Raw genomic sequence first — 20,548 nt, 5'->3', positions numbered from 1 at the left:
TACCTCTATCGTGATTTGATAGAGGTATGATGTGTTATAAAGGTAGTATAAGCGGATCTTCATCAACCTTACCTTGGATTTCAATAATAAATCCATGTGGAAGGCAGATAGCTGTTTGACCAGGCTGACTAATCCAACCTGTCCGAACACCGATTTGATCAGGACTGTTGTCTTCTTGGATTCGAATTTGGTCGCCTTGTTTTTGAATGATATTATATTGTCCTGTATCAGGATAATAAGTCTTTTCAAAATCTTCTGTTTCATCGCCTAAGACAAAACGATCGACTTCTTGACCATTAATTTTAATTAATGCAACAATCGTTTGTTCATCATTACTATTCGAATAAATATTTGCGGTAACGATATTAGGTAAGAAAGAGATGATGAGACAAACTACAATGATGACATAATCAAATGCTTTCATTTGCTTTAAAATAGCTTTCATATAGCCTCCTCTAGACTTTTAACGTATTTTTGTTTATGTAAAATGCTCGTATTCATTGAAAAAACTTATGACTTATCTCTATTGTAATAAAAAAAGCCAATTTTTTCTAGCAATTTTATAGAAAATTTGATAATATAAGGAATGTGCAAAATTTATAACTTGAGCATCGGAAACTATATAAAGGAGAATACAATATAATGAATTTAAATGCAGATTTAAGAACAGCAACTGGAACAAGCGATTCCCGTAAAGCTCGTAAAGAAGGAAAAATCCCTACATCACTTTATGGTAAAACAGTTGAACCTGTTTCATTGTTGGTTAACCGTGCAGAATTTGAAGCTTTATTAAAAGCTGAAGGTACAAACGCCGTTTTTGATCTTAACTACGATGGTAAAGTTCAAAAAGTATGGATCAAAGATTATACACGCGCATCTTTAAAAGATGAAGTTTATAGTTTAGATTTAGAAGCTATTTCAGCTGACCAAAAACTTACAGTTGATGTACCATTACGTTTAGTGAATGCTGAAACGGTTGAGGATGGTATTGTTGAATTAGTTGTTAACACTGTTTCTGTTGAAACAACACCAGATAACATTCCTAACCATTTTGAAATTGATGTAACAGGATTAGAAATCGGTGATACTCGTTCAATGAGCGATTTAGAATTACCTGAAAACGTAGAACTTTTAGATGATCTAGAAGCAACCATCGTTACAGTTTCTGTTCCAACTGAAGAACCAGAAGAAGCTGAAGAAGTTGATGCAGAAGAATTAGAGCCCGAAGTAATTGGCGAATCTGATTCTGAAGAAGAGGAAGAAGCTTAATTTATTTAAGTTAAATTTTAAACCAGTAGATGCGGCTTTAACTAAGCCTTGTTTACTGGTTTTATCTATTTAGAAGAATGATTATAGTAAAATAGGCGAAGAAAATGAAGTTATATGTTAAAATAACTTTAAAAGAGTGATTGGAGGGGTGAACGAATTGAAAGCAACGGCTGATTTTAAACAAAGAATTATTCAAGCTGCAAAAGACATTGGGATTGATAAAATAGGATTTGCTTCAGCTGAGCCCTTCAATCATTTAGAAGACTCGCTGAGGGAGCAAAAAGCAGCTGGACATACAACTGGCTTTGAACATCCAGTCATTGAAGACAGAATTTATCCAGAACGTATTTTTAATAAACCTAAAACAATTATTGCAATTGCCTTAGCTTATCCAAGTCAATTAAAAGATCCTCTACCTCAAGAAAAAGATAAACGAAGAGGGTTTTTCTCGAGAGCTTCGTGGGGAACGGACTATCATCATGTTTTACGAGATCGTATGAATCGCTTAGTTGAGGTTATTCAAGATGAATATGCTGATGCAAATTTTAAACCAATGGTTGATACAGGAGAATTAATGGATGTCGTAACCGCTCAAAGAGCGGGGCTCGGTTTTATTGGGCGTAATGGCCTTTTAATAACGGAAGAATTTGGTTCGTATGTCTACTTAGGTGAAATTATTACGGATATTGAATTTGAAACAGATGAAGAAGTCGCTTTTGGTTGTGGTGATTGTTATCGTTGTATCGATGCTTGCCCAACCGATGCATTATTAGGTGATGGTAGAATGAATGGTAGACGTTGTTTGTCTTATCAAACGCAAACGAAAGGCTACATGCCTGCTGAATATCGCCGTAAAATAACCCATGTCATTTATGGTTGTGATATCTGTCAAATAGTTTGTCCGTATAACCAAGGTAAGAATTTTCATATTCACCCAGAAATGGAACCTGAACCTGAAGCCGTACAACCTTTGTTAAAGCCAATGTTAACCATGACAAATCGTGAATTTAAAGAACAATTTGGTGAAATGGCTGGATCGTGGCGCGGTAAAAAACCTCTTCAAAGGAATGCCATTATTGCATTAGCCAATTTCCGTGATCAAACAGCATTGCCTCAATTAATCGAAGTTTTAGAAGAAGACCCACGTCCTATGATTCGAGGAACTGCTGCTTGGGCAATTGGTCAAATTCAAAGGTATTACAATGAAGCGATGGTAGAGTGTGTCGCAGACCAGTTGGCTAAAGAAACAGATCCAGAAACAATTGCAGAAATGGAAACAGCATTAGAAACCCTTAGAAACAAGCGTTTACCAAGAGACCAACGTTAGAAAAGAGATTAATGTTATGAAAAATCATATTGTATTGTATAAACCGCTTATGCCAGCGAATACAGGTAATATTGCTCGGACGTGTGCCGCTACGAATACGACTTTGCACTTAATCGAACCACTTGGCTTTAGTACAGATGATAAAATGTTAAAGCGTGCAGGTTTGGATTATTGGCATGCTGTCGACATTGAATACCATGCTTCCTTGGAGGCTTTTTTAGACATTGTAAATGATAAATCTCTCTATCTAATTACTAAGTTTGCACCAAGAGTATATACTGAGGCTAATCTAGCTGATTCCAGCTTCTCAGATCAATATTTTATTTTTGGTAAAGAAACAACGGGCTTACCGATAGAATTTATGGAAAGATATAAAGAACAATGTCTAAGAATACCAATGAATGACCAACATGTTCGGTCACTGAATTTATCCAATACAGCTAATATTATTATTTATGAAGCTTTAAGACAGCAAAATTTTCAAGGCTTAGAAAAAATTCATCATTATGATGATACACAAAAAGCTAATCAGTTAAACTGGTAGCGAGCAGCCTTTGTCAGTTCTAGTTGACAAAGAAATTTTATCTTTTATAATACAGTTAAGAATGAATAGTAGCTGAAGCGTTTTTCTAGAGAGATGATGGTTGGTGCAAATCATTAAAATTAATCAGTGAATCCACATTTATTTTATGCCTATGAAAACTTTTTGATTAAATAGTGCCGGTATCACCGTTATCGATATAGAGTGTGAATATTCAATAAGGAATATTTGAATTCGGGTGGTACCGCGAAAAGAGCCTTTCGTCCCAAAAAGATGAGGGCTTTTTTTATATTTATAGGAGGTATTTTATGTTAGACCGTAAAAAATTAAGAGATGAATTTGAAGCAACGGCTAAATTATTAGCAGCTCGTGGTGTGAAAAGAGAAGTTTTGGATGAGTATCGGACTTTAGATGAAGAAAGACGTGAAGTTATTTTAAAAACAGAGCAGGCAAAACAATATCGTAATCAAACATCACAAGAAATTGCCCAATTGAAACGTAATAAAGAAAATGCTGATGATAAAATAGCTGAAATGAAAATTGTTGGTGAATCAATTGCTCAGTTCGATGCCCAATTAGCAGACGTTACCGAGCGATTAGAAGCAATCGAATTTATCTTGCCTAATATACCACATGAATCTGTTCCTGTAGGTGAAGATGAAGAAGCAAATGTTGAAAATAGACGATGGGGTACACCAACTGAATTTGACTTTGAGCCATTAAACCACTGGGATATTGCTGAAAATCTAGACATCCTAGATTTTGAACGTGGAGCAAAAGTAGCAGGAAGTCGCTTTGTGTATTATAAAGGCCTTGGTGCTCGTTTAGAACGCGCATTGTATAACTTCATGTTAGATATGCATACGCAAGAACATGGTTATACTGAAATGATTCCCCCATATATTGTTAACGATCAAGCCATGTTTGGTACAGGACAATACCCTAAATTTAAAGAAGATGCTTTCCAATTAACAGACGAAAGACATTTTTCTTTAATTCCTACGGCAGAAGTACCATTAACCAATTATTATGCCGATGAAATCATTGATCAAGAAGCATTACCCATTAAATTTACAGCTTTATCGCCATCGTTTCGTTCTGAAGCAGGAAGCGCTGGACGTGATACACGTGGATTAATTCGTTTGCACCAATTTAATAAAGTTGAAATGGTGAAATTTGCGCATCCAGATCATTCTTATGAAGAATTAGAATTAATGACAAGTAATGCTGAAGCAATTTTACAGGCTTTAGAGTTACCTTATCGAGTGATTACCTTATCTACCGGTGATATGGGATTATCGGCTGCGAAAACTTATGATATTGAAGTTTGGGTACCAGCACAAAATACCTACCGTGAAATTTCTTCATGTTCTAACTGTGAAGACTTCCAAGCTAGACGTGCTAAAATTCGTTTCCGTAACGATGAAGGTAAAACTGAATTTGTTCATACCTTAAATGGATCAGGTTTAGCTGTTGGACGAACTGTTGTTGCTATTTTAGAAAACAACCAACAAGCAGACGGAACTGTAAAAATTCCTGAAGTGCTAGTCCCTTATATGAACGGTGTAGAAGAAATTACAATTAAAAAATAATAATAAAGATTAAAAAACAATAAAAAAATAATTTTTTGTTTAAAATTTAATGTTTTATTACTATGGAATGAGTAAGTATTCTTATCATACTAAGACAAAACGACATTTATTTGAAAATGTCGTTTTTTTTGTTTGTTAAAATAGTTATCGCAAGTTTTGACGATAATATTAATATGTCAATATATAACTAAATCCAATCAGAAACATTGATTTTATTGAAAATTTAAAACAAAAAACCTGAATAATGCATCGTTATTTGTTATAATTAAAGAGTAATTGTCAGAAATGGAGGTGATAAAATGGCCAAAACAACCATGCAAGTAGTCGAAGCGATTGAAAATCAAGCTCTTGAAATTCAAAATGATTACGATCATCAAATTGACCAAGTCCATCAAGATTATAAAAATCGATTGGCAGAGCAAAAGAGAGAATTAGAAATTTCTCGTGATAAAAAACTAGCTGAATTAGAAGGAAGCTTAAAGGAAAGACTTCGACATGCCGAGCAAGAACTAGAAGATGCATTAAATCATAACCAGAAACGCATTGATGATGCATTAGAGATTTCAAAAACGGAATATGTCCCGCAAATTATTAAAGAGGTGGTGAAACGATATGGCAATTAGTAAAATGAATAAGCTAACTCTTCTAACTCCCGAACATATAGTAGACGATTTGCTAATGGAGCTTCAAGGTCTGCAGCAAGTAGAAATAATTAATTTAGATAATCAGGATCCATGGGATAGTTTAGAGGAATCGACAGACGAATTATTAGATGAATATGAAAAACAATCTTCAGTCAATACTAGCAAAGAAGCTTTGGAAGATTTAGATGACCGTTTACATAATATTGAACGAGCAATCGAATTAGCCGATCGCTTTGTTGAAAAACCATCATTTATCAAAACTTTTAAAGATGGGAAACGTGAAGTAAGTTTTAATCACATTCAACTACATGGTGAACAGTTTGATGAAAAAGAAATTGTTTCACAAACAATTCAACTCGTAGAACGTTTAGATGAATTAGAAGTGGTTCTTGAAGATACACGTGATAAGGTTAATGATTTAGAAAGATGGAAAAATCTTGAAATCACACCAAACAAATTAAACGGTTTTAGCTATGTTAATGGCGTTGTAGGTCGTGTGCCTAGTACCAATGAAGACAGCTTTATTAACTACTTAAGAGAAAATGAAAATTATTTTTTTGAAGTTGTTTTTATTGATGAAAATGATTATGGTGTAGTCGTCTTTAGCTATAGTAAAGAAAATTCACAAATATTAAATGACCTAAAGACCTACCAATTTCTCCCTTTTAAATATACTTCGGATAAGTTACCAAAAGATCAACTGGATGAATGGAATCAGACAATCAAAGATGCAAAATATGAACGCTCAGAAATTGTTGAAACATTAAAAACTTATCAATCAACTCTCGATGAACTTAAAATTCAATATGAATATGTCAATAATTTATCTGCGCGCGAACAAGTCAAATATGCATTAAAAAAGGCAGATAATTTAGTTGTCATTAACGGATGGATTGAAGCAGACAATACGACGCATTTTCTACAAACAATCCAAGATAGATTTGAGCAATTAGTTGTAGCTAAAATCCAGCCATTAGACCAAAATGACTATGATACCGTACCTACAAAGCTCAAAAATAAAGGCATTTTTAAACCATATGAAATGATCACAACGATGTATGGATTACCTAATTATAAAGAAGTTGATCCAACACCATTTGTGATGCCATTTTACTGGTTATTTTTCGGTATGATGATTGCTGACTTAGGTTATGGTTTATTAATCTCAGCAGTATCCTTGGTGCCATTATTATTATTTAAAGTAACAGACAGTGTTAAGAACATCTTAAATCTAATCCTAAGTTTAGGTATTTCAGTTATGGTTTGGGGAATTATTTATGGATCTTTCTTCGGCTTTACTGTTGAATGGATGCAGCTGATAGACTTACAGTCATCCGTTATGGAAGTCATGATATTATCATTGGCTATTGGTATTATCCACATGGGAATCGCTTTTGGTATTAATACATATTTACAAATAAAAGATAAAAATTATGCTAAAGCTTATTCAGATGGTATTCATTGGATCGTTGTATTAATAGGGATTGTACTAGTCGCTTTAAGTTTCTTTATTCCAAATATGGATGCGTTAATGACTGTCGGCGTTGGAATGATTATTATCAGCTTTATTGGCATGATGGTAGCGAATGTGATTGAAGCAGGCAGTATTTCTGGCCTTGGAACAAGTTTGTTAGGACTATTAAATGCAGTTAGTTACTTTGGAGATATTATCAGTTACTCTCGTTTAATGGCGCTTGGACTGTCAGGAATTAGTATTGGAGCGGCCTTTAACATTATTGTCGGACAAATTCCATTTATTGGTCGTATCACAATTGGCTTAGTCATATTTGCTTTTTTACATATCTTCAACATGTCCTTGTCACTCCTAACAGGTGGAGTCCACAGCTTACGTTTAATATTTGTTGAGTTTTTTGGTAAGTTCTATATAGGTAATGGACGTCCGTTTAAGCCATTACAAATTAATGAGAAATATGTTTCGATAACGAAAAATCAGAAAGTAGGGGAATAAGTTTATGAACTTTTTTATGGAAAATGGTGGCATGATTTTAGCAGGACTTGGTGTGTTTTTAGCAGTTTCATTATGTGGGATATCTTCTGCTCGAGGCCTAGGTACCGTTGGTCAAGCAGCTGCTTCTTTAGTTAAAGAAGAACCTGAGAAATTCGCACAAGCATTGATTTTACAACTGATGCCTGCATCACAAGGTCTATATGGTTTCGTTATTGGTTTTATGATCTTCTTAGAAATGGAACCTGGTATGAGTTTAGAACAAGGATTTGGATTATTAGTTGCTTCTTTACCTATCGCCATTGTTGGTTACTTCTCAGCAGGCGACCAAGCAAGAGTTGCTACAACTTCTATGGGAATTTTAGCTAAACGTCCAGAAGAGACATCAAGAGGTATTATCTTTGCTTCGATGGTGGAAATGTACGCTATTTTAGCATTTGTTATTTCTTTCTTATTAATTTAAGGAGATATTTATTAGAATTGAATTATTTAAGAAGGGGGATATCTAATGTCAGAATTAACTCGCTTACAAGCGTCTGTCATAAAGCAAGCGCATAAAAAAGGGCAGTTAAAGCTAGATAGAGCAAAAGAAGAAGCTGCTAAACAATTTGAAAAAGACAGTCGTGATTTCCATGATAATTTTGTTTATGAGGAAGAATTAGCACTTGAACGAATGAAAAATAAGTATGAACAACAGATTCAACAAGTTGAAAATAGACGTCGTCAATCAGCCTTGATTGGTAAACAAAAGATGATTGTAAGTATGTTTGATCAAGCGATTGATGCGATGAATCATTGGTCTAAGGAAGAACATTTGAAGTTTGTTTATCAAGTGTTAGAAATGTATCACGATAATTATTTACGTATTCAATTTGGTGAATATACCTTGAAGCATTTCACGGAAGAGGATTTATCAGACTTAAAAGCTGAATTTAATAAGATCAAAATAAACCTTCATCCTATTGAGAAAAAAGGTGGCTTTATTATTTCGATTGGTCGTGTGGATTATAATTATATTTATTCCAAATTGGTTGATGCAACGCGTCATGATATGAGTGCTGAAATTGCCAAACGTGTTTTCAATGAAGCGTAGGTGAATTATTTGAGTAAAACAAATTATAGTCAAATAAATACCTTGATTGATGTTCGTTCAGGAACCCTTTTAAATGGTCAACAATTTGAACAATTACTTGGCAGTCCTTCGATTTCTGCGACTTTGCGTATTTTAGAAGATACCCGTTATTTTTTCAAAGCAGAAGATTTACAGGATTTAGATAAGATTGAAGAACATTTAATGAATAATCTAATTTCAAACTATCGTTTTGCTTTGGCAGAAGCGCCGGATCAAACGGTTGTAGAGGTTTTTGCGGCTAAATATATTTATCATAACTTTAAAATTATTTTTAGAAATCAGATTCTGAATCAGGATCTTGAAAATTTAATGATTCCCATCGGTCGATTTAGCTATGATGAGTTATATCACATTATTCAAACAAATGAATCATCTGTTATACCTCAAGTGATTATTGATCGAATGAAACATATTTGGTCAGATTATCAAAACTATCAAGATATAAAAGTCGTTAACTTAGGGTTAGACATGGCTTATTTTGATCATTTGGATGATATTAGGCAAGCTAATTCTAATCCTGTTATTGATGCAACAATTACTACAATGATTGACTTCTATAATGTCATTACAGTTAAACGTGGCTTAGATTTAAATAAACCACGCAGTTTTATGTTTGAGATGACAACTGATAAGGGGTCTATTCCGATTAATGAGTTGATAAGTCTAGTTTCGGAAAATCGAATTGCTGAATGGTTTGAGTCTTTTACGCAATTACCTTATAGTAAAGCATTTGACGATTATATTAAAAAAATGAAGGATGGCACGATTGAGACGTTTCAATTGGAGCAATTGGAGACGGAGTATATGTATCAAATGCTTCAAGAAGAACAATTAACGTCTAATGAAGTTGCACCTTTGCTATTTTATTTATATCGCAAAGAAATGGAAATCACCAACTTACGCCTTGTTTTAAATGGACGCATAAGTGGTATTTCAACTGAGAAAATTAGAGAAAGGATGCGTCCGGTTTATGACTAGAAATACATATCGTATTGCAGTTGTCGGTAATCGAGATGCAATACTTCCTTTTAAGATGTTAGGCTTTGATGCTTATCCAACGACAAAAGCACAAGAAGCCACAACTATTTTAGATACATTAGCCAAAGAACAATATGGTGTTGTATATATAACGGAAGACATAGCTGAACTTATACCTGATACAATACGATATTATGATTCTGTTATGGTACCCGCTGTTATTTTAATTCCTACCCATAAAAAAGGTAAAGGATTAGGTATGGCACGTATCAAAGAGAATGTAGAAAAAGCTATTGGAGCTGATATTTTATAATGATGAAAAATAAAAGGAGGGAAACATTTGAGTCAAGGAAGAGTAATTAAAGTAGCTGGACCATTAGTTGAAGCTGCAAATATGGAATCAGCTAATATCCGTGATATTGTCAAAGTAGGAAACTTGCAACTAATTGGTGAGATTATTCAAATGGAAAATGATGTCGCCGCTATTCAAGTATATGAAGAAACGTCAGGACTTGGTTTAAATGAACCCGTTGAAACAACAGGATTACCATTATCCGTAGAGTTAGGTCCTGGATTAATGTCACAAATGTTTGATGGGATTCAAAGACCATTAGAAAAAATCGAAGAAGTAACCAAAAGTGAGTATTTAGCTCGAGGAGTCAGCGTTCCCGTTTTAGATAAAGAAAAGCTTTGGGAAGTAGAAGCTAAAGTTTCGATTGGTGATACTGTTGAACATGGTGATGTTGTTGCTGTAGTACAAGAAACTAAAATTGTTGAACACCGTATTATGATTCCAAAAGGTGTTTCAGGAACAATTAAAAGTATCGAACCGGGTGAAAAAACAGTTGATGATATCGTTTATACGGTAGAGCAAAAAGATGGTAGTATATTCGAAGGAACTTTGAAACAAAGATGGCCCGTTCGTCAAGGGCGACCATATAAACGTAAATTGCTACCAAAACAGCCTTTAATTACAGGGCAAAGAGTGATTGATACATTTTTCCCTGTTTCCAAAGGAGGGGCAGCTGCGATTCCGGGACCTTTTGGTGCAGGAAAAACAGTTATCCAACATCAAATTGCTAAATATTCAGATGTTGATATCGTTGTTTATATCGGTTGTGGTGAACGTGGAAATGAAATGACTGAAGTATTAGATGAGTTTCCAAAACTGATTGATCCTAATACAGGTGAATCACTGATGGAACGGACTATTTTGATCGCCAACACTTCAAATATGCCAGTTGCAGCGCGTGAAGCCTCTATTTATACGGGGATTACAATCGCTGAATATTACCGTGATATGGGTTATTCTGTTGCAGTAATGGCCGATTCCACTTCAAGATGGGCCGAAGCATTACGAGAAATGTCTGGACGTTTGGAAGAAATGCCAGGAGATGAAGGTTACCCTGCCTATTTAGGTTCTCGTATTGCTGAATACTATGAACGTGCAGGTCTTGTCGAAGTACTTGGGAATAGTGGTAGACAAGGGTCGGTAACGGCTATAAGTGCTGTTTCACCTCCAGGTGGAGATACTTCTGAACCTGTAACACAAAATACCTTACGAGTTGTTAAAGTGTTCTGGGGCTTAGATTCAGGTCTTTCACAAAGACGACATTTCCCAGCCGTTGATTGGTTAGAATCGTATTCACTTTACTTAGATGAAATTGGTGAAACAATTAACCAAAGGACTAATATGAATTGGCTTGGAATGGTTAATCGTGGGATGAGTATCTTACAAAATGAAAGTGAACTTCAAGAAATTGTTCAGCTAGTTGGAGTAGAGTCCTTGTCTGATCGTGATCGAATCACAATGATGACAGCTAGGATGCTACGTGAAGACTATTTACAGCAAAATGCTTATGATGATATTGATACCTATACATCTTTTGATAAACAAGCAAGTATGTTATCAAATATTTTGCATTTTGATGAAAAAGCTCGCGAAACCCAAGAATATGGTGCGACATATTCTGATATCGAAAATGGCACAAATCAGGTACGTGAACGTATCGCACGTAGTAAAGAAATTACGGAAGATAACAGAGATCAAATTGATTTAATTAAAGAACAAATTGATCAAGATATGCGTGAAGTTTTACAAACTGGAGGGGAAAATTAAGATGGCAAGAATTATTGAATATCGTACAACCTCTCAAATTGAAGGCCCAATTATGATTGTAAAAGGGGTTCAAGATGCGCATTATAACGATTTAGTGGAAGTTGAATTACAAACAGGTGAAATTCGCCAAGGACAGATTTTAGAATTAAGTGAAGATGCCGCTGTTGTTCAATTATTTGAAGGTTCAAGCGGAATTAATATTGATAGAACCCGTGTCCGTTTTCAAGGGAAACCATTAACCATTGATGTTTCAGAAGACATGATTGGGCGTGTCTTTGATGGAATGGGTAAAGTGATGGATGAAGGACCTGCTATTATATCTGAAAAAGAATTGGATATCGAAGGGGAGCCGATTAATCCAGTTTCACGTGTTTATCCAGATGAATTTATTCAAACAGGAATCTCGACCATTGATCATTTGAATACATTGGTTCGTGGCCAAAAATTACCTATTTTTTCAGGTTCAGGGCTTCCTCATAAAGAACTAGCCGCTCAAATTGCAAGACAATCAGCTGTATTGAATTCTGATGATAATTTTGCGGTTGTTTTTGCAGCGATGGGTGTTACTTTCGAAGAGGCACAATTCTTTATGGATGATTTACGTGAGTCAGGCGCACTAGACCGTTCTGTGATGTTTATAAATCTAGCAAGTGACCCATCAATCGAACGATTAGCGACGCCAAAAATTGCCTTAACGACAGCAGAATATTTAGCTTTTGAAAAAGGTATGCATGTTTTAGTTATTATGACAGATATTACCAATTATTGTGAAGCCTTGCGTGAAGTTTCTGCTGCACGCCGTGAAGTGCCAGGTCGACGTGGTTATCCAGGTTATTTATATACCAACTTAGCTGGCTTATATGAACGTGCGGGGCGTATCGAGGGAAAAAAAGGCTCAGTTACACAATTACCTATTTTAACCATGCCGGAAGATGATATTACCCATCCAATTCCAGACTTAACAGGTTATATAACAGAAGGGCAAATTATTCTTTCAGCTGAGTTATATAATAATGGTTACCGTCCACCCATTGATGTATTACCGTCCTTGTCACGATTGAAAGATGATGGTATTGGAGAAGGCAAGACGCGTGAAGACCATGCTCCAACGATGAACCAAGTCTTTGCAGCTTATGCTGAAGGAAAACAAGCGAAAGAACTATCAGCCGTTTTAGGAGAAGCTGCATTATCTCCAACAGACAAGCTTTATGTTGAATTTGCTGATCGTTTTGAAAAGGAATATGTGAATCAAGGGTTTGATACAGAGCGTTCAATCTTTGAAACACTTCATCTTGCATGGGAATTATTAGATATATTACCAAAATCAGAATTAAAACGAATTAAATCTTCGATGATTGATCAGTATTTACCAGATAAGGAGTGATGCCATTTGGCAAAGCTAAATGTTAAACCTACACGTGGTGAACTGAGTAAATTAAAAGACCGTCTTGAATTAGCCACAAGAGGGCATAAACTACTTAAAGACAAGCGTGATGAATTAGTACGTCAATTTATTTTATTAATTAGACAAAATAATGAATTACGCCAAAAAGTTGAAGAGAATTTACAACCTGTCATGCAAGATTTTGTTTTAGCTAAAACATTAGAAAACGACCGCATGGTTAGTGAGACGTTCGCTACCCCAACTAAAGATGTTTCTTTGCGAATCCGTGAAGACAATATTATGAGTGTTCGGGTGCCTAAATTACATGTAGACATTGAGGATTTAGATACATCATCCGATAGTGATTATAGTTTTGTTGCTTCTAATAGTGAAATGGATGAGACAATTGTTGCTATTGAAAATTCATTGCAAGATTTGTTAGATTTGGCAGAAATTGAAAAAACCTGCCAGTTGATGGCGAGTGAAATTGAAAAAACACGTCGTCGTGTCAACGCTCTGGAATATCAGACAATTCCGAATTTGGAAGAAACTATTTATTTTATTGAAATGAAATTAGAAGAAAATGAACGTTCTTCAATAACGCGTATGATTAAAATTAAAGATCGTTAAATTCAATAAAAGACCTAGAATTGTAATTTTGATGACTACAATTCTAGGTCTATTTTTTAACGATTAAATAAGAAATAAAGGATAACCAGCGAACCTAATGCGATACGATAGTATCCAAAAGCTTTAAAGTCATTGCGTTTCAAGAATCCAAGTAAGAAACGAATGGCAATGACTGAAACGATAAATGCTACGAACATGCCTACCATCAAATAAATAAGTTCAGCTTGCGTAAAATTAAAGCCAAAACTAATTAATTTTAAGAAGCTTGCCCCGAACATCACTGGAATACTTAGGAAAAATGAAAATTCGGTTGCTATAAAGCGGGACGTACCAAGTAATAAGGCACCGATTATCGTTGAACCAGAACGAGATGTCCCTGGAATAATGGCTAGAGCTTGGAAACATCCAATAAAAAAGGCTCTACGGAAGGATAACTCATTAAAAGTTTTAACCATAAATGAATGTTTAGCAGTTTGATTATTTTCAACCCATATAAAGATAATACCGTATGAAATTAAGGCAATTGCTACGACCCATGGATTGTAAAAATATTCATTTACGTAATCTTCCAACGCTAATCCAACAATCATCACCGGAATACTACCGACAGCAACCTTGAACCATAGCATCCAAGTATCTTTTCGTTCTTCTTTTGATTTCTTAAAAGAAAAAGGGTTTAGTTTATTAAAATAAAGCAAAATAACTGCAAAAATGGACCCTAATTGAACCAAAACAAAGAACATTTCTTTAAACTCAGCTGAACTATTTAATGTAATAAATTCATCGACTAAAATCATATGTCCAGTACTACTAATCGGTAGCCATTCGGTAATACCTTGGACAACACCTAAAAGGATTATTTTCAGTAATTCTATCGTATCTATAATATTTTGCATTTAATCACCTCTTCATTAATAACAAATCCCATTATACACTAATAAGTCTTTTATAGCTTTATTATTTTATTAAATGCTGGCCTTATGGTATTATTTTGGTATAAATGCCACAAAATATGGAGGAAGAAAATGTTTAATTTTTTTAAAAAGAAAGAAGAAGAAACAAAAGAAATTATTTTATATGCACCCGCTGATGGGGAATTAATCAAAGTTGAAGATGTCAGTGATCCCGTTTTTGCGCAAAAAATGATGGGCGATGGCTATGCTGTTAGACCAACCAATGGTACAGTAACGGCACCTGTTGATGGTAATGTAAGCACAGTCTTTCCTACTCAGCATGCGGTAGGCTTATTAAGTTCAAAACTAGAAGTTTTATTACATATGGGAATTGACACTGTATCACTAGATGGCAAGCCTTTTGATACGGTAGTAAAAGAATCTCAAAAAATTACACACAATGATGTCGTATCCACAATGAATCTACAAGAAGTTTTGGATGCAGAGAAAGAGACTGATATTGTCGTTATTTTTACAAATGGCGATGAAGTCATTGAATCATTTGAATTAACCACAAGTGGAACAGTAACAAAAGGACAAGAAGTAGGCCGTGTAACTTTAAAATAAATATCACTGCCGCATATAAAGGAGTCCATTAACATGAAAATTTTACTGACTGCTTTTGATCCATTTGGTGGTGAAGCCATCAATCCTTCACTTGAAGCGATTAAACAAATTGGAGATGTGATTGGAAACGCCCAAATTATCAAATTAGAATTACCAACCGTATTTGACCTATCAGCTGAGAAATTAAGCCAAGCCATTAAAGAACATCAGCCTGATGTTGTCTTAAGTATAGGGCAAGCTGGAGGACGAGCAGGGATTTCTTTAGAAAGAGTCGCAATTAATATTGATGACGCGCGTATTCCAGATAATTTAAATAACCAACCAATAGATGAAGCGATTCAAGCCAATGGAAGTCCTGCTTATTTTAGTCGCTTACCTATTAAAGCGATCGTTGAAAAACTTAAGCAAGAAAATATTCCGGCTTTTGTTTCCAATTCTGCTGGGACATTTGTTTGTAATCATATTATGTATCAAGCACTTTATTTAGCCCACACACAATATCCAACTTTAAAAGCAGGCTTTATGCATATTCCGTATCAAACAGAACAGGTTATAGATAAGGCAGATACCCCATCAATGGAACTAGCGGATATCATCAAAGCCATCCGTCTAACACTTGAAGTGATTATTGAATTTAACCACCAAGAAGATTTAAAAGTTACGGGCGGTAGTATTTATTAAAAAAACCCATCGATAACGATTGAAGATGAGCAATCTTTATAGTTATCGATGGGTTATTTATTTGTTTAAATACTATGCTAGTGCGATACAAACACATTCAGGTGCATAAGTTGTGTTATCAATAAAAGAGAGTTTTCCTGTTTCAGAATTGCGTTTAAATACACTTAAGTGATCACTGTCCTGGTGAGCGACTAAGGCAAAGCTTTCTGTTTGGTCAAGAATAAAATCACGTGGAATTTGACCAACTGTTCCAATTTTTTGAATCTCACTTACTTGACCGTTTTCTTCATTAATTTCAAAAACGGTAATAATATCATGGAAACGTGAAGAAGAGTATATAAAACGGCCATCTTGGGTAATTCGGATTGCGGCACCAGATGCATCAGAGCGATATTCTTGTGGAACATTTTCGACTGTTTGAACTAAATCGAAGGTGAAATCATTTTTGATTTCAAGCACATTCGTTGTGTTATTTAATTCGCCAATCACATATAGATAAGGTTTTGCAGGATGTAAAGCAGCATGTCTAGGTCCGGTACCTTCTGGCATTTTTATTTCATGCTTTAATTCAAGCAAACCTTCATCGTCTATTGAATAAACGGATACATAGTCTGTTCCTAAATCACATACTATTAATGAATTTTGGTCGGCTGTAAGAAGTCCCATATGGATATGTGATTTTTCTTGGTTTGGATGAACACTTGAACCTGTGTGCGTTATTTTCTGCACATGATGCAATTGGTCATTTACGTCCAAATGGTAAACATCTAATTCACCGTCACCATAGTTAGAAACGTAAATGGTTTGGCTACTTTCTCGATAAGAAACATGACAGCCTGACCCAACCGTCGCTAATAGACGACTAATTTCATTCCAGTTTTGATGTTCATCTTTTCGAAAAGCAACAATACCAGCTTTTTCGTTTTCAGAATCTTTATGAATAGCAAATAATAGCGATTTATCTCGGGATAATGCCACATATGTTGGAGAACCTAATTCCGCGATTAATTTTTTATTTGAAAATTTCCCTTCAACTTCATCAAATTGAATTGTTTTTAAACCTTCATTATCGCGTCTTGTATATCCCCCTAAAATATATTCTTGCATATGAACAATCCTTTCTTAAATTGAATGTAAAATAATTATACCATAAGTATGCAAAATCTTTTAGACTAATAAATAGTTAGTTTAGTAAATAGCCTTTAAATATGCTAAAATAAGCTGAAGAAGTTAGAAGAGGTGAAATGATGGGGCAAAATACTTCCAAAAATAATAGACGGAAAAATAGTTGGTTTTGGGAACTATTTTTAAATAATAAACTGGTTACTTCTCTGTTAATTATCTTACTTATCCTAGTCATTATTTGGGTTTTCGGTCAGATAAGTCATTTTTTTCAACCTTTAGGTGTCATTATTAACTTACTGGCATTTCCAATTATTGCTAGTGGGATTTTATATTATCTTTTTTCACCTTTGGTAAATAAGCTGAGTGCAAATGGCATCAATAAAAATATTTCGGTTTTTACTATTTTTATTGGAATCGTCTTGCTTATCACTTGGGGAATTATTACGCTTATCCCTATTATACGCAATCAAACGCAAAGTTTCATAGAAAATTTGCCTGTCTATTATGAATCAATCAATCAAATGATTACAAATTTTCCATTTAATTTTGGTCTGGCGGATTCGATGGATGATTTAGTTGAATTTATTAAACAGATTGATTTAACAAGCTTAACCGAACGAATTAATCCACTGTTAACGACGACATTCGGAGGCTTAGGAAGTGTCATAGGGATTGTTGCCCAGTTATTTACTGGTATTTTTACGATTCCGATTATTCTATACTATTTATTAGTCAGTGGCCATGAAATTCCACCTTTTATCCTCTATTACGTTCCAAATAAATATCGCTTGGCTGTTAGCCGTGTTATTTATCAGGGTAATTACCAAATATCCCAATATATTCGTGGTCAGATTCTTGTGGCAGTGGCTGTAGGGATTATTTTTACCATCGGCTATACGATTATTGGCTTAGACTATGGGGTAACTTTAGCCGTTTTAGCAGCCGTATTGAATGTTATTCCGTACTTGGGGTCATTTATTGCTGTTATTCCAGCGGTTGTGATCGGTCTATTAACGTCACCAGCAATGTTTCTAAAAGTGGTGGCTGTCTTAGTTATTGAGCAAACCATTGAAGGCCGTTTTATTCAGCCACAAATACTAGGGAATAGTTTGCAAATTCATCCCATTACAATTTTATTTATTTTGCTGATTTCTGGTCGACTATTTGGTTTAAGTGGTGTAATATTAGGTGTTCCGGGGTATGCTGTGATAAAGGTTGTTTGTAGCGAAATCTATGAATGGTATCGTGAAAATTCAGATCTATATGATGATCCCTATGTACCACCTTTGGTAACGGAATTTGAAGATGAAGCATTAGTTGTTATGACACCAGATGAAGTACAAGCAAACAAAGAATAGACGTTTTGTTATTTATTAGGCCATAAATTTTTAACAGAACATGAATGAGGAAGTTGGAATGACATGTCTTTTTTTTATCAATTGAAACGTATTTTGGCTTTGTTAATTGTTCTCATATTTTTCCTGAGTGGCTGTGAAAGTTTAAGCGGCCAATATGAGCAATTTATTCAAGAACAAGCTATTGAAAGTAACGAAATCCTGAATTCGCAAGAATCATCACAAACAGATGAGTCTACAGCTTTAATGGACCCTCGTTTTGTACCTGAATTTAATCAAGTTGAAGCAGAGTTGAAGCACATGGATGGATTAATCATTGGAGAAACGCTTTTTGCTTCCAACCAGTCGTTAACTCAACAACAAGATGCATTCGAAATTAAAATACAATCCTTTAAATTATTTGAGGTTGAAGAAATAGATACATCTTTTGAAAAGAATTTTGGTTATAGCGATGAAGGTGCTGCCGTCGTTTTACTACATACATCTATTACAAACACATCCAATGAGACTTTCTATTTTCCAATAGAGGAATTAAAATTATCTTATCGGGATGCTCCCATGACTTATTTGCCGAGTCAATCACTTTACCCATCGCAAAGTGGTAATTTAACGGAAATCCTGCTACAAAATGCAGGCGAGATTACAGCCGAATCCATGGTTGAAGGCTATTTAGTTTATGGGTTGAATGAAGATGCCTTGTCAAGTATTAACAAATATGAAAACTTTTATTTGACGGTGGTACCTCCACGACAAAATATGGATGAAATTGTTGGCTTAGGTGCGAACATTCTTGGTGATGAACTGCCGCTGTTCTTACCTCTTTCCAAAGAAGCGGAAGAAGAAGTCAGCTTAAATCAAAGCTATATTCAAGATCGTTTAACAACGGAGTGGTGGGGAACGAAGACTCTGTTAGCTGCTGAAGATGTTCAAATGACCAATACAGATCAAGATGTTGTATATAAGCTAGAGAGAATTGAAGTTTCTGACTTTGAACCATTCGAAAATTATGCAGATGCTTTTCAAAATTTCACTTATGGTCAAATCATCGTTTCGATTCAGTATACAGTGAATAATCAATCTAAGCATGCCATTTTACCTGTTGATGGAGAGGCGAGTTTAGTCATTGGTGAAGATGAGATTAAGAGTGATTATGCATTAATTAATCAATTATACGGACAAGTGTTACAACCTGGTGAGTCTATTACTGTTATTAAAAGTTTCGCACTCGATAAAATGCGCTATTATGATGTATGGCAAGGATTAGACTTCTATATCGCCATCAATACACCTATTGATGATTCATATTTAGATGGGCAAGAAGATGCGAGTCAAACACAAGAAAGCTCTGATGAAGATGATATTTTGAATGAAAGTGTTGAAGAATTTTTAAATGGAGATACGACAATCGTCATTGATGAAGGTGAAGAAGAAGCGTTGGAATTAATTTATGTTCATTTTAATTGGAAACCCGTCTATCTTCGTTACATCAATGATGAATTAGACATTGTTGAAGACAGAGCAGATGTATCTAATTTAATTGATGAAACAAATGAAGAAGATGAAATAGAAGAGTGAGGAGATTAAACTGGGAGCGATCGCAAATGCATTAACTGTATTAATTGGTGGAGCAATAGGCTTGTTCGTCAATCGTGGGATTGCGCCGCGATTTCATGAACGTATTATGCAAGGTATTGGTTTATGTGTGCTTATGATTGGAATCAGTGGTGCATTGGAAGAAAGTGACACCATCATTGTGATTCTTTCAATGGTGACTGGGATTATTATTGGGGAAGCTTTTGACTTTGATGGCATGATTATTAATTTAGCCAATAAAGTAGATCAAAAGGTGAATCCCAATAATGAAGGTGTTAGTGTTGCTCAAGGCTTTGTTAGTGCTTTTCTACTTTTTTGTATTGGGTCAATGGTCATTGTTGGCTCACTTGAAAGTGGTTTGCAAGGCGATAACGCCACTCTTTATACTAAGAGTTTAATGGATGGGATTTCTTCTTTACTACTGGCATCTTCACTAGGTGCAGGTGTTTTACTATCCAGTATTCCCATTCTAATTATTGAAGGTGGCTTAATTATTTTTGCATCATTTTTAGAGCCAGTTTTATCAACCTATACCATTAATCATATGATTGTCGTTGGTTCAATCTTATTAATAGGGCTGGCTATGAACTTGTTAAAATTAACTGAGTTTCAAATATTAAATTTTACGCCTGCTATTTTTATGCCAATTCTTTTTGGACTTTTTCTATCATAATAAAAAACCCATAAGACTG

21 protein-coding genes and 1 other annotated feature are annotated in these 20,548 nt (G+C 34.9%); of the genes, 18 read left to right on the top strand and 3 right to left on the bottom strand.

Annotated features, from left to right (window positions below; genetic code table 11):
• Positions 1 to 34: 34 nt before the first annotated feature.
• Positions 35 to 445 (bottom strand): NusG domain II-containing protein, encoded by a 411-nt coding sequence (locus tag ACTQ54_RS03890; RefSeq protein WP_441754837.1) that lies wholly within the window; start codon positions 443 to 445, stop codon positions 35 to 37.
• A 197-nt stretch (positions 446 to 642) separates the two neighbouring features.
• On the opposite strand from ACTQ54_RS03890, the gene ACTQ54_RS03885 reads away from it, so the two are divergent.
• The 13 genes from ACTQ54_RS03885 (at position 643) to ACTQ54_RS03825 (ending at position 13,582) form a co-directional block, all read left to right on the top strand.
• Positions 643 to 1,269: a 50S ribosomal protein L25 gene (locus tag ACTQ54_RS03885; protein ID WP_441754836.1), complete on the top strand. Its 627-nt coding sequence runs from the start codon at positions 643 to 645 to the stop codon at positions 1,267 to 1,269.
• Positions 1,270 to 1,417: 148 nt separating this feature from the next.
• Positions 1,418 to 2,596 (top strand): tRNA epoxyqueuosine(34) reductase QueG, encoded by a 1,179-nt coding sequence (gene queG / locus ACTQ54_RS03880; protein WP_441754835.1) that lies wholly within the window; start codon positions 1,418 to 1,420, stop codon positions 2,594 to 2,596.
• A gap of 16 nt (positions 2,597 to 2,612) precedes the next feature.
• A complete protein-coding gene (trmL, locus tag ACTQ54_RS03875; protein WP_441754834.1) occupies positions 2,613 to 3,140 on the top strand; it encodes a tRNA (uridine(34)/cytosine(34)/5-carboxymethylaminomethyluridine(34)-2'-O)-methyltransferase TrmL in 528 nt (175 codons plus the stop codon).
• A 46-nt stretch (positions 3,141 to 3,186) separates the two neighbouring features.
• Positions 3,187 to 3,408: a binding site (T-box leader), on the top strand.
• Positions 3,409 to 3,445: 37 nt separating this feature from the next.
• Complete coding sequence (gene serS, locus ACTQ54_RS03870) at positions 3,446 to 4,729, top strand: serine--tRNA ligase (protein ID WP_441754833.1); 1,284 nt, start codon at positions 3,446 to 3,448, stop codon at positions 4,727 to 4,729.
• Between the two features lie 299 nt (positions 4,730 to 5,028).
• The gene (locus ACTQ54_RS03865) at positions 5,029 to 5,352 is read left to right on the top strand and encodes a hypothetical protein (protein WP_441754832.1); all 324 of its coding nucleotides are present in this window, start codon (positions 5,029 to 5,031) and stop codon (positions 5,350 to 5,352) included.
• Positions 5,342 to 7,342 carry a V-type ATP synthase subunit I gene (locus ACTQ54_RS03860; RefSeq protein WP_441754831.1) on the top strand — a complete coding sequence of 667 codons (2,001 nt, stop codon included), beginning with the start codon at positions 5,342 to 5,344 and terminating at the stop codon, positions 7,340 to 7,342. The genes ACTQ54_RS03865 and ACTQ54_RS03860 overlap by 11 nt, the downstream gene beginning before the upstream one ends.
• 4 nt (positions 7,343 to 7,346) lie before the next feature.
• On the top strand, positions 7,347 to 7,802 hold the full coding sequence (locus ACTQ54_RS03855; protein WP_441754830.1) for a V-type ATP synthase subunit K: 456 nt from the start codon (positions 7,347 to 7,349) through the stop codon (positions 7,800 to 7,802).
• A gap of 45 nt (positions 7,803 to 7,847) precedes the next feature.
• Complete coding sequence (locus ACTQ54_RS03850; protein ID WP_441754829.1) at positions 7,848 to 8,432, top strand: hypothetical protein; 585 nt, start codon at positions 7,848 to 7,850, stop codon at positions 8,430 to 8,432.
• A gap of 9 nt (positions 8,433 to 8,441) precedes the next feature.
• Positions 8,442 to 9,449 carry a V-type ATPase subunit gene (locus ACTQ54_RS03845; RefSeq protein ID WP_441754828.1) on the top strand — a complete coding sequence of 336 codons (1,008 nt, stop codon included), beginning with the start codon at positions 8,442 to 8,444 and terminating at the stop codon, positions 9,447 to 9,449.
• Positions 9,442 to 9,762: a V-type ATP synthase subunit F gene (locus tag ACTQ54_RS03840; RefSeq protein ID WP_441754827.1), complete on the top strand. Its 321-nt coding sequence runs from the start codon at positions 9,442 to 9,444 to the stop codon at positions 9,760 to 9,762. Before ACTQ54_RS03845 ends, ACTQ54_RS03840 begins: the two co-directional genes overlap by 8 nt.
• 27 nt (positions 9,763 to 9,789) lie before the next feature.
• Positions 9,790 to 11,568, top strand: a complete 1,779-nt coding sequence (locus ACTQ54_RS03835) for a V-type ATP synthase subunit A (protein WP_441754826.1) — start codon at positions 9,790 to 9,792, stop codon at positions 11,566 to 11,568.
• 1 nt (position 11,569) lies between these two features.
• A complete protein-coding gene (locus ACTQ54_RS03830) occupies positions 11,570 to 12,952 on the top strand; it encodes a V-type ATP synthase subunit B (RefSeq protein WP_441754825.1) in 1,383 nt (460 codons plus the stop codon).
• A gap of 6 nt (positions 12,953 to 12,958) precedes the next feature.
• Positions 12,959 to 13,582 (top strand): V-type ATP synthase subunit D, encoded by a 624-nt coding sequence (locus tag ACTQ54_RS03825; RefSeq protein ID WP_441754824.1) that lies wholly within the window; start codon positions 12,959 to 12,961, stop codon positions 13,580 to 13,582.
• Between the two features lie 56 nt (positions 13,583 to 13,638).
• On the opposite strand, the gene ACTQ54_RS03820 is transcribed toward ACTQ54_RS03825, so the two are convergent.
• On the bottom strand, positions 13,639 to 14,478 hold the full coding sequence (locus ACTQ54_RS03820) for an undecaprenyl-diphosphate phosphatase (protein ID WP_441754823.1): 840 nt from the start codon (positions 14,476 to 14,478) through the stop codon (positions 13,639 to 13,641).
• A 129-nt stretch (positions 14,479 to 14,607) separates the two neighbouring features.
• Here ACTQ54_RS03820 and ACTQ54_RS03815 point away from each other — a divergent pair, with 129 nt between their 5' ends.
• Together ACTQ54_RS03815 and pcp are read left to right on the top strand one after the other, a co-directional pair.
• Positions 14,608 to 15,102 (top strand): PTS sugar transporter subunit IIA, encoded by a 495-nt coding sequence (locus ACTQ54_RS03815; RefSeq protein ID WP_441754822.1) that lies wholly within the window; start codon positions 14,608 to 14,610, stop codon positions 15,100 to 15,102.
• A 33-nt stretch (positions 15,103 to 15,135) separates the two neighbouring features.
• Positions 15,136 to 15,783, top strand: coding sequence for a pyroglutamyl-peptidase I (pcp, locus tag ACTQ54_RS03810; RefSeq protein WP_441754821.1), 648 nt, complete (start codon positions 15,136 to 15,138; stop codon positions 15,781 to 15,783).
• Positions 15,784 to 15,855: 72 nt separating this feature from the next.
• On the opposite strand, the gene ACTQ54_RS03805 is transcribed toward pcp, so the two are convergent.
• Positions 15,856 to 16,890 carry a lactonase family protein gene (locus ACTQ54_RS03805; RefSeq protein ID WP_441754820.1) on the bottom strand — a complete coding sequence of 345 codons (1,035 nt, stop codon included), beginning with the start codon at positions 16,888 to 16,890 and terminating at the stop codon, positions 15,856 to 15,858.
• Between the two features lie 140 nt (positions 16,891 to 17,030).
• On the opposite strand from ACTQ54_RS03805, the gene ACTQ54_RS03800 reads away from it, so the two are divergent.
• The 3 genes from ACTQ54_RS03800 to ACTQ54_RS03790 all read left to right on the top strand — a co-directional run bounded on the left by ACTQ54_RS03800 (position 17,031) and on the right by ACTQ54_RS03790 (position 20,529).
• Entirely contained in the window at positions 17,031 to 18,266 is a 1,236-nt protein-coding gene (locus ACTQ54_RS03800; protein WP_441754819.1) for an AI-2E family transporter, read from the top strand.
• Positions 18,267 to 18,329: 63 nt separating this feature from the next.
• Positions 18,330 to 19,838: a hypothetical protein gene (locus tag ACTQ54_RS03795; protein WP_441754818.1), complete on the top strand. Its 1,509-nt coding sequence runs from the start codon at positions 18,330 to 18,332 to the stop codon at positions 19,836 to 19,838.
• A gap of 4 nt (positions 19,839 to 19,842) precedes the next feature.
• Positions 19,843 to 20,529: a DUF554 domain-containing protein gene (locus ACTQ54_RS03790; RefSeq protein WP_441754886.1), complete on the top strand. Its 687-nt coding sequence runs from the start codon at positions 19,843 to 19,845 to the stop codon at positions 20,527 to 20,529.
• Positions 20,530 to 20,548: the final 19 nt, after the last annotated feature.

The sequence above is a fragment of the Fundicoccus sp. Sow4_H7 genome (genome assembly GCF_052115865.1).
Classification (GTDB): Bacteria; Bacillota; Bacilli; order Lactobacillales; family Aerococcaceae; genus Fundicoccus_A.
This window is presented reverse-complemented; position numbering and strand designations above follow the sequence as displayed.

Excerpts from the sequence above, each read along its gene's own strand:
- ACTQ54_RS03890 (WP_441754837.1), bottom strand. The coding sequence starts at position 445 with ATGAAAGCTATTTTAAAGCAAATGAAAGCATTTGATTATGTCATCATT.
- ACTQ54_RS03885 (WP_441754836.1), top strand. The coding sequence starts at position 643 with ATGAATTTAAATGCAGATTTAAGAACAGCAACTGGAACAAGCGATTCC.
- trmL (WP_441754834.1), top strand. The coding sequence starts at position 2,613 with ATGAAAAATCATATTGTATTGTATAAACCGCTTATGCCAGCGAATACA.
- serS (WP_441754833.1), top strand. The coding sequence starts at position 3,446 with ATGTTAGACCGTAAAAAATTAAGAGATGAATTTGAAGCAACGGCTAAA.
- ACTQ54_RS03865 (WP_441754832.1), top strand. The coding sequence starts at position 5,029 with ATGGCCAAAACAACCATGCAAGTAGTCGAAGCGATTGAAAATCAAGCT.
- ACTQ54_RS03860 (WP_441754831.1), top strand. The coding sequence starts at position 5,342 with ATGGCAATTAGTAAAATGAATAAGCTAACTCTTCTAACTCCCGAACAT.
- ACTQ54_RS03855 (WP_441754830.1), top strand. The coding sequence starts at position 7,347 with ATGAACTTTTTTATGGAAAATGGTGGCATGATTTTAGCAGGACTTGGT.
- ACTQ54_RS03850 (WP_441754829.1), top strand. The coding sequence starts at position 7,848 with ATGTCAGAATTAACTCGCTTACAAGCGTCTGTCATAAAGCAAGCGCAT.
- ACTQ54_RS03840 (WP_441754827.1), top strand. The coding sequence starts at position 9,442 with ATGACTAGAAATACATATCGTATTGCAGTTGTCGGTAATCGAGATGCA.
- ACTQ54_RS03830 (WP_441754825.1), top strand. The coding sequence starts at position 11,570 with ATGGCAAGAATTATTGAATATCGTACAACCTCTCAAATTGAAGGCCCA.
- ACTQ54_RS03820 (WP_441754823.1), bottom strand. The coding sequence starts at position 14,478 with ATGCAAAATATTATAGATACGATAGAATTACTGAAAATAATCCTTTTA.
- ACTQ54_RS03815 (WP_441754822.1), top strand. The coding sequence starts at position 14,608 with ATGTTTAATTTTTTTAAAAAGAAAGAAGAAGAAACAAAAGAAATTATT.
- pcp (WP_441754821.1), top strand. The coding sequence starts at position 15,136 with ATGAAAATTTTACTGACTGCTTTTGATCCATTTGGTGGTGAAGCCATC.
- ACTQ54_RS03805 (WP_441754820.1), bottom strand. The coding sequence starts at position 16,890 with ATGCAAGAATATATTTTAGGGGGATATACAAGACGCGATAATGAAGGT.
- ACTQ54_RS03800 (WP_441754819.1), top strand. The coding sequence starts at position 17,031 with ATGGGGCAAAATACTTCCAAAAATAATAGACGGAAAAATAGTTGGTTT.
- ACTQ54_RS03795 (WP_441754818.1), top strand. The coding sequence starts at position 18,330 with ATGTCTTTTTTTTATCAATTGAAACGTATTTTGGCTTTGTTAATTGTT.